Source organism: Methylobacterium sp. NPDC080182, assembly GCF_050281105.1.
Lineage (GTDB): Bacteria > Pseudomonadota > Alphaproteobacteria > Rhizobiales > Beijerinckiaceae > Methylobacterium.
The window spans coordinates 265,743-279,177 of sequence record NZ_JBNNWO010000009.1; the positions used below are offsets into that span (position 1 = coordinate 265,743).

Annotated in this window: 11 protein-coding genes; 5 read left to right on the forward strand and 6 right to left on the reverse strand. The window is 71.9% G+C overall.

Annotation, left to right across the window (positions count from 1 at the left end; genetic code table 11):
• Nucleotides 1–50: 50 nt before the first annotated feature.
• Genes ACQKQD_RS17605 through ACQKQD_RS17615 form a run of 3 tightly spaced genes read left to right on the forward strand, consistent with a single transcriptional unit; the run spans nucleotide 51 to nucleotide 1,862 of the window.
• Entirely contained in the window at nucleotides 51–671 is a 621-nt protein-coding gene (locus tag ACQKQD_RS17605) for a YceI family protein (protein WP_056533770.1), read from the forward strand.
• Nucleotides 672–687: 16 nt separating this feature from the next.
• A complete protein-coding gene (locus tag ACQKQD_RS17610; RefSeq protein ID WP_427509004.1) occupies nucleotides 688–1,293 on the forward strand; it encodes a cytochrome b in 606 nt (201 codons plus the stop codon).
• Nucleotides 1,290–1,862, forward strand: a complete 573-nt coding sequence (locus ACQKQD_RS17615) for a YceI family protein (protein ID WP_427509005.1) — start codon at nucleotides 1,290–1,292, stop codon at nucleotides 1,860–1,862. Before ACQKQD_RS17610 ends, ACQKQD_RS17615 begins: the two co-directional genes overlap by 4 nt.
• Nucleotides 1,863–2,026: 164 nt before the next feature.
• Here the strand turns inward: ACQKQD_RS17615 and ACQKQD_RS17620 are convergent, their stop codons facing one another.
• The 3 genes from ACQKQD_RS17620 to ACQKQD_RS17630 all read right to left on the reverse strand — a co-directional run bounded on the left by ACQKQD_RS17620 (nucleotide 2,027) and on the right by ACQKQD_RS17630 (nucleotide 6,228).
• Nucleotides 2,027–2,605, reverse strand: coding sequence for a GNAT family N-acetyltransferase (locus tag ACQKQD_RS17620; RefSeq protein ID WP_020093947.1), 579 nt, complete (start codon nucleotides 2,603–2,605; stop codon nucleotides 2,027–2,029).
• Nucleotides 2,605–4,950, reverse strand: coding sequence for an Orn/Lys/Arg decarboxylase N-terminal domain-containing protein (locus ACQKQD_RS17625; protein WP_427509006.1), 2,346 nt, complete (start codon nucleotides 4,948–4,950; stop codon nucleotides 2,605–2,607). The genes ACQKQD_RS17620 and ACQKQD_RS17625 overlap by 1 nt, the downstream gene beginning before the upstream one ends.
• Nucleotides 4,951–5,247: 297 nt before the next feature.
• A complete protein-coding gene (locus tag ACQKQD_RS17630) occupies nucleotides 5,248–6,228 on the reverse strand; it encodes a hydroxyacid dehydrogenase (protein WP_427509007.1) in 981 nt (326 codons plus the stop codon).
• A 512-nt stretch (nucleotides 6,229–6,740) separates the two neighbouring features.
• Here ACQKQD_RS17630 and ACQKQD_RS17635 point away from each other — a divergent pair.
• On the forward strand, nucleotides 6,741–8,870 hold the full coding sequence (locus ACQKQD_RS17635) for a TonB-dependent receptor (RefSeq protein ID WP_427509008.1): 2,130 nt from the start codon (nucleotides 6,741–6,743) through the stop codon (nucleotides 8,868–8,870).
• Nucleotides 8,871–9,023: 153 nt separating this feature from the next.
• Nucleotides 9,024–9,779: a hypothetical protein gene (locus tag ACQKQD_RS17640; RefSeq protein ID WP_427509009.1), complete on the forward strand. Its 756-nt coding sequence runs from the start codon at nucleotides 9,024–9,026 to the stop codon at nucleotides 9,777–9,779.
• A 9-nt stretch (nucleotides 9,780–9,788) separates the two neighbouring features.
• Here the strand turns inward: ACQKQD_RS17640 and metB are convergent, their stop codons facing one another.
• Genes metB through ACQKQD_RS17655 form a run of 3 tightly spaced genes read right to left on the reverse strand, consistent with a single transcriptional unit; the run spans nucleotide 9,789 to nucleotide 12,708 of the window.
• Nucleotides 9,789–10,949 carry a cystathionine gamma-synthase gene (gene metB / locus ACQKQD_RS17645; RefSeq protein ID WP_427509010.1) on the reverse strand — a complete coding sequence of 387 codons (1,161 nt, stop codon included), beginning with the start codon at nucleotides 10,947–10,949 and terminating at the stop codon, nucleotides 9,789–9,791.
• A 59-nt stretch (nucleotides 10,950–11,008) separates the two neighbouring features.
• Nucleotides 11,009–11,611, reverse strand: coding sequence for a cytochrome b (locus ACQKQD_RS17650; RefSeq protein WP_427509011.1), 603 nt, complete (start codon nucleotides 11,609–11,611; stop codon nucleotides 11,009–11,011).
• Nucleotides 11,608–12,708, reverse strand: a complete 1,101-nt coding sequence (locus ACQKQD_RS17655; protein WP_427509012.1) for a catalase family peroxidase — start codon at nucleotides 12,706–12,708, stop codon at nucleotides 11,608–11,610. Before ACQKQD_RS17655 ends, ACQKQD_RS17650 begins: the two co-directional genes overlap by 4 nt.
• Nucleotides 12,709–13,435: the final 727 nt, after the last annotated feature.

A 13,435-nucleotide genomic window follows, 5' to 3' on the forward strand; every position in this document is an offset into this window, starting at 1 on the left:
GCTGCGGCGCAGCGAATCGCGCTCGGCCGTCTGCTCTGCAGGAGACACCTTTGAAGTCGATTCTCGCCTCTGGCCTGCTGGCCCTGCTGGTCGCCGCCCCGGTCGCCACCCCCGCGCTGGCCCAGACCCCACCGACCCGCGATCCGGCCCAGATCCAGGCCGGCACCTACGCGGTCGATCCCGGCCACACCCAGGTCGGCTGGCGCGTCTCCCACATGGGCTTCTCGAACTACGCCGGCGGCTTCTCGGACGTGTCCGGCACGCTGGAGCTGCAGCCGAAGAGCCCGGCCGCCGCCAAGCTCTCGGTGAAGATCCCGGTCGCCTCGGTGACGACCACCAGCGCCAAGCTCACCGACGAGCTCAAGGGCGACCAGTGGCTCGACGCCGCCAAGTTCCCCGACATGACCTTCGTGTCCACCAAGGTCGTGCCGGCCGGCAAGGACCACGCGAAGGTGACGGGCGACCTGACGCTCCACGGCGTGACCAAGCCAGTGACCCTCGACGTCACCCTGGTCGGCGCCGGCGTGAACCCGCTGAGCAAGAAGTACACGGTCGGCTTCGAGGCCACCGGCACGCTCAAGCGCTCCGAGTTCGGGGTGAAGACCTACGTGCCGCTGATCGGCGACGAGTTGCACCTCACCATCGCGGGCGCCTTCGAGAAGCAGGACTGACCTGGGAGAATCCGCCATGGCGCGAGGGGTTTCCGCGCGGCGGTACTCCGCCGTGGCGATCCTGCTGCATTGGGCGAGCGCGCTGGGCGTGCTCGTCCTGATCGGCCTCGGCCTGACCATGACGCACGCGGCCCTGGCGCCGCTGCGCCAGTTCCAGCTCTACCAGTGGCACAAGTCGGTCGGGATCACCGTGCTGGCGCTGACGGCCCTGCGGGTCCTCTGGCGCCTGACCCACCGGCCGCCGCCGCACCCGGCCGGGATGCCGGCGCGGGAGCGCCGGGCGGCCGCGGCAGCCCATCACCTGCTGTACCTGCTGCTCGTCGGGCTGCCCCTGACCGGCTGGGCCGTGGTTTCGCTGTCGCCGTTCAACATCCCGACGGTGCTGTACGGGATCGTGCCCTGGCCGCACCTGCCGCTGGCGGCCATCGTCCCCGACCCGGGCTCCGCCGAGGCCGTCCTGAAGCGGGTCCACGCCCTGGGGGCGTGGTTCCTGGCGGCCCTTCTCGCGGTCCACGTAGCGGCGGCCCTGCGCCACCACCTCCTCCTGCGCGACGACGTGCTGCGCCGCATGCTGCCGGGGCGCCGGGCGTCGACTGCCCCCAATGTGGAGCCGCCCCGATGAACGCGCGTCACCTGTGCCTGCTGGCGGCTCTCCAGGCCGTCACCCTGCCGGCCGCCGCCGCCGAGTGGGCGGTTGATCCGGCCAGGAGCGCGATCCGGTTCTCCGGCGTGCAGGTCGGCGTCCCGTTCACCGGGCGGTTCGAGCGGTTCAAGGCCGACATCGATTTCGACCCCGCCAAGCCCGAGGCGGGGCGCGCGCTCGTGCTGGTCGACCTCGCCAGCGCGCGGACCGGGGACGTCCAGCGCGACGAGGCCCTGCCGCAGAAGGACTGGTTCGACGTCAAGGCGGGAAGCGAGGCGCGCTTCGAGGCGACCCGCTTCGTCGACAAGGGGCAGGGCGATTACGTGGCGGTCGGGACTCTGACGATCCGCGGCACGAGCCGGCCCGTGACGCTGCCGTTCCACCTGACCCTCGAGGGCGGCGCGGCGCACGCCGCGGGGCGCGTCGGTCTGGTCCGCACCGAGTTCGGCGTCGGGCAGGGGGCCTGGGCCTCGGGCCAGTGGGTGGCGCTCGAGGTCGGCGTCGAGGTCGACCTCATCGCCACGCCGAACCCGGCGGCCGGCCACTGAGGTTGGCTCGGGTCGGATCCTTCGGACGTCGCGCGCTCCGTCATCGCGAGCGCAGCGAAGCGACCCAGGGCAGCGCGCCCTCCGTAAGTGTGGCGCGACTGGATCGCTTCGCTTCGCTCGCGATGACGGCGGCCGGGCGTCGGAGGCTGCCCGGTCCCGGCCCGCTACCCCGGCCTGTCCTCCGACCCGGTTCCCAGCGCGCGCTGGACCATGACGCTGTCCGACCAGTGGCCGTACTTGAACCCCACCGCCCGCAGGTAGCCGACCCGCTCGAACCCGCAGGCCTCGTGGAGCCGCAGGGAGGCCGCGTTCTCGGCGTCGATGTAGCCGATCATCTGGCGGTAGCCGCCCGCCGCGCAAGCCTCGATCAGGGCCGGCAGCAGCCGCCGGCCGATCCCCGCGTGCAGGTGGTCGGGATGCACGTAGATCGAGTGCTTGAGGGTGTAGCGGTAGGCCGGCCGCTTCCGGAACGGCACCGCGTAGGCGTAGCCCGCCACCGCGCCGTCCCGGTCGGCCACGAGGTGCGGCAGGCGCTTCTTGCGCATGGTCTTGCGCCGCCGCTTCAGGTCGTCGGGGAGCAGCCGGTCCTCCTCGGCGACGCTGACATCGGTCACGCCCTTGCCGATATGGTGCTCGTAGATCGCCACCATCGCCTCGACATCGGCGTCCGAGGAGGCGCGGATGACGATGTCGGGGCAGGACCGGGCCGGGAGCAGGCCGGGCGTCTCGGCCTCGATCTCCATCAGGCGCCCTCCCGCGCCACGTAGGTGTGGAAGCGGATCCGCCCGTCCGGGTCGACCTCGCGGTAGACGCCCTGGATCTCGGCCTCGAAGCCCGGGAACAGGTTGGCGGACGCCTCGAACATCTTGAAATAGTCGAGCATGGGCTTGGCTCGGTCGTCCAGGCGCTCGCCGGGCAGCACCGTGCCGATGCCCGGGGGATAGACCAGCATCAGCGTGGTGGCGATCCGCCCCTCGGCCTCGGCGATCGGCACGTAGTCGACCTTGTTGCGCGTCAGCAGCTGGGCGGCCCGCTTGGGCGGCATCACCATCTCGGGCAGGTGCTCGGGGGCGAACTGCCGCCGCTGCAGCGTCGAGGTGCCGGCCTCCCGGTGGAACGCGTGGAACTCGCCGCAGAGGTCGCGCAGGCGCACGCCCCGGTAGCGGTTCGGCCGGCGGTTGACGAATTCCGGCATGGCCTCCTCCAGCGGGACGTTGTCGTCGTGGAGCCGCTTGAAGGCGACGAGGCCCGAGATCAGCGTGCCGGCCTTGGAGGATTCCACCCCCGGGGTCAGCAGGAAGAGCAGCGAGTTCAGGTCGTTCTTCTCGGCGACGATCCGGTTCTCACGCAGGTATTGCGCCACGATCGGCGCCGGCACGCCGTGCTGGGCGTAGGCCCCCGTGTGCCGGTCGAAGCCGGGGGTCAGCACGGTGAGCTTGTTCGGGTCGGTGATGGCGTAGCCCGGCGCCACGTGGCTGAAGCCGTGCCAGCGCGCGCCCGGCTTCAGCTCCCAGTGGCGCGGCGTCGCGGCGAGCTCGTCCGTCGGCACGCTCTCCCACGGCACCTCCGCGCCGTCGACGTTCACCGTCACGTCCGGCACGAAGGGGTCGAAGAACCAGCGCCGCGCGGGATCGCGCTCGTTCTCCTCGAACTCGCGCCGGATCGCCCGGACCTTCTTGCGCCACTCGATCCCGAGCCGGATCGTGTCGTCCCACAGGATCATCCCGGAGCGGCCCTTCATCATCTGGGCGCCGACGTCGAGGGAGGCGAAGAGCGGGTAGAAGGGCGAGGTCGAGGCGTGGACCAGGAAGCTCTCGTTGAGCCGCTTGTGCTCGACCCGCCGGGTCTGGCCGCGGATATGGCCGTCCCGGGTGTGGATCTGCGAGGCCTGGGAGAAGCTCGCGAGCTGCTTGTGGGTCGATTGCGTGGCGACGATGCCCGGCGAGGTCTCGTCGAGGCCGGTCAGCCCCATGGCGAAGCGCCTTGCGTAGAGCGGGTGGAACTTCATGAAGCCCGCCCAGGCCTCGTCGAACAGGATGTAGTCGCAGAGGTGGCCGATCTTCTCCAGGATCTCCTGGGCGTCGTAGATTGTGCCGTCGTAGGTGCACTGCTCGATCACCGCGACGCGGAACGGCCGCTCCCGGCGCCACGCCTCCGGGTCGGTCACCAGCGGGTTGCGGCGGATCTTCTCCCGGATCCGGGTCTCGTCGAGAGCTTCGTGGAAGATCGGCCCGATCAGTCCGTAGGCGTTGCGGTCGGTCTCCAGGAAGATCGGGATGCCGCCGCCGAGGAACAGGGCGCCGTGGTGGGCCGCCTTGTGGTTGTTGCGGTCGAACAGGACGAGGTCGTCCTCGGCCACCAGGGAGGACAGGACGATCTTGTTGGAGGCGGAGGTGCCGTTGAGGACGAAGTAGGTCTTCTCCGCCCCGAAGATCTTGGCGGCCTCCTTCTGGGCCTTCAGCGCCGGACCCTCGTGGGTCAGGAGGTCGCCGAGGTCGAGGACCGAGTTGTCGAGGTCGTCGCGGAAGATCGCCTCGCCCAGGTGCTCCACGAAGATCCGGCCGATCGGCGAGCGGTTGTAGAAGATGCCGCCGTTGTGGCCCGGGCAGGTCCAGAGCTGGTTGCCCTTCTCGGCGTAGTCGACGAGCGCGCCGAAGAACGGGGTCTTGAGGGTCTCGGCGTACTGCGTGACCCGGCTGACGAGGCCGCGGGCGATGAATTCCGGCGTCTCCTCGGCGAGGAAGATGTAGCCGTCGATGAAGTCGAGGAGCTCGACCGGGATGTCCTCCAGCCGCTTGCGGCGGACCATGATGACGATCGGCATCTCCAGGCCGCGCCGGCGCATCATGTCGATGAGGGCGGCGGCCTTGCCGTCGAGGCCGCGCTTGCCCCAGTCGACCACGAGGCAGCCGACCGCCGCGTCGGTCTGGACCGCGATGGCCGCGTCCTCGACGCGCCGGGCGCGCACCACCTCGAAGCCGCGCTGCTCCACGGCCGCCACGATCTGGTTGACGCGCGCGCCCTCGAGATCGTCCGGGTCGAAGGCCGGGGCGCACATCAGGACCGTGAAGCGACGGTGGAAGTCCATGGAGCCCTCTCTGGCCTCGGATGCAGCGGGTGGCTTTCCGGCCCGTCTGCGACGATTGCATGACACGGCGCGCGGCGGGCGGTCGCGGTCCGGACGAAACACCGTGAACCGGGCCGGCCACGACCGCCGCGCCGTCAGGATCGGCCGCGGGTCCCCTCTCCCGTGCGGGAGAGGGACAGGGTGAGGGGTGAGACCTTACCGGACGAGGCTCCCCCTCGAATCGCGTCGATCGGGTGCTTGATCCCGAAGCCTCTCGTCCCTCACCCCAACCCTCTCCCGTGCGGGAGAGGGGGACCCTCACACCCCGCGGCGCCGCTCCCAGACGTCCGGGTTGACCAGCCCGCCCGGCCGCCGGCCGGCGAGGACGTCGACCACGCGGGTCGCGGCGGTCTCGGCGGTGCGGATCAGGGCCGCCCCGGTGGAGCCGCCGACATGGGGCGTCAGGATCGCCCGGGGCTGGCGGGCCAGCGGGTGGTCGACCGGCAGCGGTTCCTGGGCGAAGACGTCGAGCCCGGCGCCCGCGATCGTGCCCGCCGCCAGCGCCTCCACCAGGGCCGCCTCGTCGATCAGGCCGCCGCGGCTGGTGTTGATCAGGAAGGCCTCCCGCTTCATCCGGGCGAGCTGGTCCCGGCCGATCAGGCCGCGTGTGCCCGGGGTCAGCGGCACGTGCAGGGAGACGATGTCGGATTCCGCCAGGAGCGCGTCGACCGAGGCGGCCCGCAGGGCGCCGGCGTTGGCGAAGTCCGCGTCCGGGCGGCTCGGGCCGTAGGCCAGCACCCGCAGGCCCAGGGCGGCGCCGAGCCGGGCGGTCGCCTGCCCGATCGCCCCGAAGCCGACGAGGCCCAGCGTCAGGCCGGCGAGCTCGATCAGCCGGGCGGTGAACTTGAAGCTGTCGTCGCCGGCCCGGACCGAGCGGTCGGCCTCCGGCAGGGCCTTGGCCAGGGCGAAGATCAGCGCCAGCGTCTGCTCGGCCACCGAGACGGCGTTGGCGCCTGGCGTGTTCACCACCACGATCCCGGCCCCGGTCGCCTCGGCCGTGGCGACGTGGTCGGTGCCGGTGCCGTGCACCCCGATCACCCGCAGGGCCGGCGCCGCCGCGATGGCGCGGGCCGGGAAGCCGGTGTTGCGGGTGATGACGGCGACGCAGTCGGCGACCTCGCGCGCCAGCGTCTCGGGATCGGTCCCGCTCGCCGGGCGCGGCTCCAGCCCGGCCGCGCGTAACCGGTCGAGGCCCGCCGCGTGGATCGGCTGGACGATGAGGCACGGACCGGTGATCACGGGGAAAACCTCTGCACTAGAGGAGGGGTGACAGGCACGTTTCGCGCCGGGCCCGTCTAGGCGGGGTGGGCAACCCTGGCAACCGGGCGCCCCGGTCTCCGCCGCGGCGACCCGATCGGACGCGCACGATCCACACCCGATCGCGGCCGGGTCGAGCCCCGCGCCCCCGCCCGGCCCGACGATCCCGGCCGCGCGCCTCGGCCGAAATCCGGTCCGGCCTTTCGCGAAAGCGCCGGCTCGACCGTGCGATGATGGTCGAGACACTGACAAAGATATCGTTCGGCGTGTAAAGTCAGTTTAGAGCGTTATCAATAGCGATCCCGCAGATCCGTCCTGCCTTCGCCAAATAGAATTGTAATTACTCCAAATGCATTTTTGACACATGTAGAGATATTTGCTGCCTTGCTCCGTGATTCGGAGCCTTCGTCACGACAATGCGGTCCCACGACTTCTCAGTACCTGTTTCCACGCGGAACCGGCGCCGGCGGCGCGCGGCCCGGCCGATTCTCCCGATGGCCGTCCTGCTGGGCTTCGTCGGGTCCGGGCTGCACGCCGCCCGCGCGGAGGAGGCCGGGGCCGGCCGGGACGTCCAGCTCGACGAGCTCTCGGTCGAGGGCGCGGCCGCGCCGCGCGGCCCAGTCCCGGCCTATGCCGGTGGTCAGGTGGCGCGGGGCGGGCGCCTCGGCCTCCTCGGCGATACCGAGACCCAGAAGGCGCCCTTCAGCATCGCCAGCTACACCGACACGCTCATCCGAGACCGGCAGGCGCGGACGGTGTCCGAGACCCTGGTCCTCGACCCGTCGGTGCGCGCCACCCAGACCACGGGGGCGCCGTTCGACTCCTTCTCCATCCGGGGCTTCCCGTCCAACGAGAACACCAGCGGCGAGGTCGCCTTCGACGGGCTCTACGGCGTCGCCCCGAGCTTCCGCATCTTCACCGACTACGTGGAGCGCATCGAGGTCCTGAAGGGCCCGTCCGCCGCCCTCACGGGGGTGTCGCCGAACGGCGCGGTCGGCGGCGTGGTCAACATCGTCCCCAAGCGCGCCGGCGCGGACCTGACCCGCGTCACCCTGGATTACGGCTCGACCGCCTGGGGCGGCAGCCAGGTCGACGTCGCCCGCCGCTGGGGGCCGGGCCGGGAATGGGGCGCCCGCGTCGTCGGCAGCCTGCACGGCGGCGCCACGCCCTTCGACCGCCAGACCGAGACGACCGGCGTCGGGGCCCTGGCCCTCGACTACCAGGGTGACCGGTTCCGCGCGTGGCTCTACCTGCTGGCACAGACCGACCGCTTCAACGCGCCGCTGCGCCCGTTCCTCCTGCGGGCCGGCGTGCCCGTGCCGCGGGCGCCCGACGGCCGCCTGAACCTGACTCAGCCCTGGGAATACTCGGACGTCGACGATCGCGGCGGTCTGCTGCGCACCGAGTACGACCTGACCGATCAAGTCACGCTGTTCGCGGATGTCGGTGGCGGGCAGACCGGCGTAGAGCGCTACTTCCAGTCGGCGCCGACGATCCTCAATGGCCGCGGCGACACGACCAGCACGCCGCAATTCTACGCGCTGGGCGTCGACCGGCTCACCTACGACGGTGGCGTCCGGGCCCGGTTCGAGACCGGCTTCATCCGGCACGCCCTGACGGTGCAGGGCTCCGTGTACGACGAGGCGACGGGACGGCGGTTCTCGCCCGGCCGGGGCGCCTACCTGTCGAACCTCTACGCGCCGGCCCTCGTCCCGTACATCGCGCCGATCTACGGCGTGGGCCGGCCCCGCCTGTCCGACAGCACCCTGTCGGGGATCGCGGTGGCCGACACGCTGTCGGCCCTCGACGAGCGGATCCTGCTGACCCTGGGCGTACGCCGCCAGCGCGTGGAGGCGCACAACTACCTATCGAATGTCGGCACGCTCACCTCGTCCTACGACAAGAGCGCCACGACCCCGATGGTCGGCCTCGTGGTGCGACCCTGGGACTCGGTCTCGCTCTACGGCAACTATATCGAGGGCCTGAGCCGCGGCGACGTGGCCCCGGCGGTGGCGACCAATTCCGGTACGATCCTGGAGCCCTACGTGGCCCGACAGGTCGAGGCGGGGGTGAAGCTCGATCTCGGCCGGTTCGGCGCCACGCTCGGCGCCTTCCGGATCACGAAGCCCGCGGGCGAGCTTGGCCCGCAGGGGCGCTTCGCGGCGACCGCCGAGCAGCGGGTCGGCGGGCTCGAGCTGAGCCTGTTCGGCGAGATCACCCCGCAGGTGCGGGTGGTCGGCGGCGTGACCCTGCTCGACGGACGCCTCGTCAGGACGGCGCTCGCGGCCAATCGCGGGAATCGGCCGATCGGCGTGCCGGAGGTCCAGGCGAGCCTGGGGGCCGAGTGGGACCTGCCCGGGTTGCCCGGCCTGACGCTCAACGGAGCGGTCATCTATACCGGGCGGCAGTTCGTCGACCTCGCGAACACCCAGGCCCTGCCGGACTGGGCCCGCCTCGACCTCGGCCTGCGCTACACGACGCGCGTCGCCGAGCGGCCGACGACCTTCCGGGCCAGCATCCTCAACGTGACCGACGCGCGGTACTGGACCGGGGTCGCCTCGTTCGGCACCTTCTTCCAGGGCGCGCCGCGCACCTACCTGCTGTCGATGGCGGTGGATCTCTGAGCCGGGCCGGCGCGGCGGCGCCGGATCCGTCGGACGGCGCGATGTTTCACGGGAAACATTTTCTTAACCCTGAGGGGCGGCCGCGCGGGACCGGCGAGCTGTTGCAGCGGCGCCGTCGCGGCGCGGCGCCGGCCGGGTTACCACCGGTCCACCATGACCACATCGAGCTGGCGCACCCTCCGCAACGTGCAGGCCCGGGCGCGGCTGGAGAAGGCCCTGCCGGCCATCTTCCCGGCGCCGGTCCTGCAGCACGCCCTCGCGCGGCCCCTGATCCCGCCGACGCCGCGGCTCGCCGTCGAGAGCTACTGGCGCAACCACATCCTCCGGGCCGACCGGCTCGCCCGGGCGCTGGCGACCCGCTCCGGCACGCCCGAGGGCTGGGCGTGGCAGATCGGGGCCGAGGGGCGGGCCGGGAGCTTCCGCACGCCGCCCGCGCCGTTCCGCGATCCGGCCTTCGCCCGCGGCCGCGGCGCCTGCTGCATCTGCGGCCAGTCGGTCTTCCGGTTTGGCTGGCACCGGGATCTCTGGGGGCGCGGCGCGCCCAACACCAATGCCGGCTGGCACGCGGCCTGTGTCGCGGCGTGGAAGTTCTGGATCGCGCCGCACGCCCAGGTCCGGGCGCTCAAGCTCCGCCAGCGCCACCGCTGCACCACCACCGGCAAGCGCCTGCTGAGGACGGCCGAGGTCGACCACCTGCTGCCGCTCTACCGGGTCTGGCGCGAGCACCGCGACGCGCCCTGGCCGGAGCTTCTCGGCTACTGGGGCGCGCCGAACCTGCGGGTGGTCAACCGCGCCGCCCATCTCGACAAGTGCCGCGACGAGGCGGCCGAGCGCTCCCGGACCGTGCAGCTCGCCCGTTTCCGGGTGGTCGAGGACGAGTCCGGGTTCAGCGTGGTCGAGGAGGAGTGACCGGCCGGCTCAGCTGTCCAGGGCCCGGAAGGCCCGCGACAGGTCGGCCAGCAGGTCGGCCTCCGCCTCCAGGCCGACCGACAGGCGCAGCAGCCCGTCGGTGATGCCCGCGATGGCGCGGGCCTCCGGGTCCATCGCCGCGTGCGTCATGGTCGGCGGATGGGCGATCAGGCTCTCGACGCCGCCGAGCGACTCGGCCAGCGTGAACACCCGCAGGGCCTCCACGAAGGTCCTCACCGCGTCGCGGCCGCCGGCCAGCTCGAAGCTCAGCATCGCCCCGAAGCCCGCCTGCTGCGCCTTGGCCAGGGCGTGCCCCGGATGCGTCGGCAGGCCCGGATAGTGGACCCGCGCCACCGCCGGATGGGCGTCGAGGAAGGCCGCCAGGGCCGCGGCGTTGCGCTGCTGCTGCTCCACACGGACGAACAGGGTGCGCAGGCCCCGAAGCGTCAGGTAGGCGTCGAGGGGCGAGCCGGTGATGCCGATCGTGTTCGCCCAGGCGGCGAAGTCCTCACCCATCGCCTTGTCGGCGGCGATCACGACCCCGCCGATCACGTCGGAATGGCCGTTCAGGAACTTGGTGGTGGAGTGGACGACGAGATCCGCCCCGAGAGCGATCGGCTGCTGCAGGGCGGGCGATAGGAAGGTGTTGTCCACCACCGCCAGCGCGCCGGCCGCCTTCGCGTCCGCGGTGATCCGCCGGACATCGACCACGCGCATCAGCGGGTTGCTCGGGGTCTCGATCAGCACGACCTTCGGTCCCTGGGCCAGGGCCGCCGCCAGCGCGTCCGGATCGGTCTGGTCGACGAAGGCGACGCGGTAATGGCCCCGCTCCGCGCGGAAGCTGAGCAGGCGGTGCGTTCCGCCGTAGCAATCGTGCGGCGCGACCAGGAGATCGCCGGGCCGCAGGCTCGACAGGGCGAGGTCGAGGGCCGCCATGCCGCTCGCCACCAGGACGGCGCGGGCGCCGCCCTCGAGCTTGGCGATCGTGTCGGCCAGCGCGTCCCGGGTCGGGTTGCCCAGGCGCGAGTAATCGTAGGGGCCGGGCTGCTCGAAGGCCGGGAACTTGAAGGTCGTCGACAGGTGGATCGGCGCGATCACCGCACCGAAGGCCGCGTCCTGGGCCACGCCGTTGGCCGCCGCGACGGTACGCGCCGCTAATCCCTCTGACATCGCCTCGTCCTCCACGCAGAGATCGCCCGCACCGTTCGACCGAGGCGGGCGAGCGTTCTTTATGGAGAACGGATCAGACTTTCAAGAGAACGAGAGGGTCGTTTCGGCGCCTCGGTGGTCCTCGCCAGCGTCGACCGCCAGGGCGCCATGCTGGCGAAGACACCGTCCCGGCGGATCAGCGCGTGCAGCAGCGCCGCCGCCAGATGCGCGAGGATCAGGGCGAACAGCCCGTAGGCCAGCGCGGTGTGGAGCCGGCGCAGGGCCGCGTACAGCATCGGGTCCTGCGGCAGGATCGGCGGCAGGACCACCGAACCGGCAAGGATAACGGGGTAGCGCGCCGCCGACAGCATCGCCCAGCCGATCAGCGGCATGGCCAGCATCAGGCTGTAGAGCAGGATGTGCGAGGTGTGGGCCGCGCGCTTCTGCCAACTCGGAAGATCGGCCGGCAGGGGCGGCGGCGCGTGGCGCCAGCGATAGGCGAGTCGGAGCCCGGCGAGGACCAGGATCAGGATCCCGAGCGGCCGGTGCAGGGCCACGAGGGCGCCGTACTCGGCGAGCGACGCCACCATGGCGACGCCGATCAGCAGCATGGCCAGGATCAGCGCCGCCATGGTCCAGTGGAGCAGGCGGGCGGGCCGTTCGAAGCGGTCGGGCTCGGTCACAGGGCGGCTCCGTGGATCGCGGCGCCGGTGACCGCGCTCGGGGTCTTGGCCTCGCCGGACCGGCGGGTGACGGATCGCGCGTAGGCCGCCGACCGGGCGCTCAGCAGCGGGTCGTCGCTCGGCGCGATGCCGTCCGGCAGCACCAGCGGATCGAAGTTGACGTCGCGGCAGGTGGCGGCGGCCTCCGGCGTCGCCGCCGTGAGCGTCAGGGTGCCGACATCCACCGTCTCGCGGCCGGCCGGCCAGGGCCGCGTCGCGTCGGCGGTCGGGTCGCCGGCCTGGCCGAGCGTGACGATCAGGTGCCAGTGCCGGGGGCCCTGGGCCAGCTGCGCGGCGAGCGCGTCGAACAGGGCGTTCGCGCCGCCCGGCGCGGCCTCGACCGCCGGCGCCGGGTCTGGGACGAGGGCCCAGCGCACCGGCCGGGCGGCGCCGTCCGCGGCGACGAACCGGAAGGCGTTGAGGCTCCAGTACGTGCTGTCGGCGAAGCCCGCGGTCACGGTCCGCGCCCTGATCAGCGCGGCGGCCTTCGCGCTCTCCGGATGGTCCGCGAAGAATGCCTTCAGGCGCTCCGGATCCGGCTTTCCGGTGGCCGGATCGGGCTTGGCCGCGAGGAGCTGCGCGTAGAAGGCCTCGAGTGTGCGCACCGGAAAGACCGGGATGTTGTTCATGCCGGTGCGCCACTCTTCGCCGTCCGGCAGCCGGAAGCGCAGGGCGAGGCTGCGCACGGTGGCGGCGGCGTCGGCCGCGTAGGGCTGGCCGCCGGCCAGCGCCACCCGCCCCTCGACCGGCGTCACGCGTCCCGCCGCGAACACGCCCGCCTTCGAGAGGCGCGCGCCCGCGCCGTTGCCCGTGAAGCGGCCCGCGACGCACATCCCCTTGGCGTGGTTGCGCCGGAAGCCGGGATGCGGTCCGTTCACCTGCTCGAACCGGTCGATGATCCGGGCCGGCGTGAGCTGGCCGAGCGAGAGCCAGCCGCCGGCATACGCGAAGGTGCCGGCGGTCCCGGCCAGGGCCGCGCCGATGGCGGAGACGCGCAGGAGCAGGGCGGTCCCGGTCATGCCGGGGGACGCACCCGTGAGATCATGCAGCAGCGTCACCGAGTCCCTCAGGATCAACCGCGATCACGCCTCTTCGCGCACCCGCCGCGATGGTTTCAGGCGGTGTGGGTCGCGCGCAGCGCCGGGGGGAGCACTCGCGTCGACCGGTGGGGGTGGGGGCCGGCGAGCGGGCCGGCCGGCCGCGATCCGCGAGCCGTGCGTCCCGGTCGGGGCCGCCCCGCGCTCGGCCCCTTGCGCAAGGCGGTTCGGACCCTTAGATCCGCTTCACCGGGCACGACGGCACGCCGTCCGCCGGAACTTCCTCAGCATTACCGGCCAGCACCGATCCTTCCGGATCGCGACGCTGTCGGGCGCGAGCGCAGGCTCGACCCGGACCGGGTGCGTGAGGGAGCGTCCATCGTCCAGCGCCGCACCGAAGGGCCTCCGGGCCGTTCCGCGTCGCGCCCTGTCGACGGAGGCACTGAAATCCGGTTCGGCCGGGTCGGTTCCGTCGCCGGGGAAAAGGGTGGTTGACAGGAAAGTCCGGGGCAGCTTATACGGCGCCTCCCGACGCGGTCCGGAAGAAAAACGGGGCGGGTTGGACGGACTTACCGAGATTTAGAAAAGTAGATCTGGCGAAAGCCGAGGTACTTGACTTCTTCTCAACCGGTAATTACGAGAGTGATTACTGATCTTTGACAAGTTGGAATGAGGAAGGGAGACGCGGGCGGCGTTTGTCCTTGCGGCTGGGTCTTAGGACCTGGCGTGAGTAGACTTGTGCCGATCT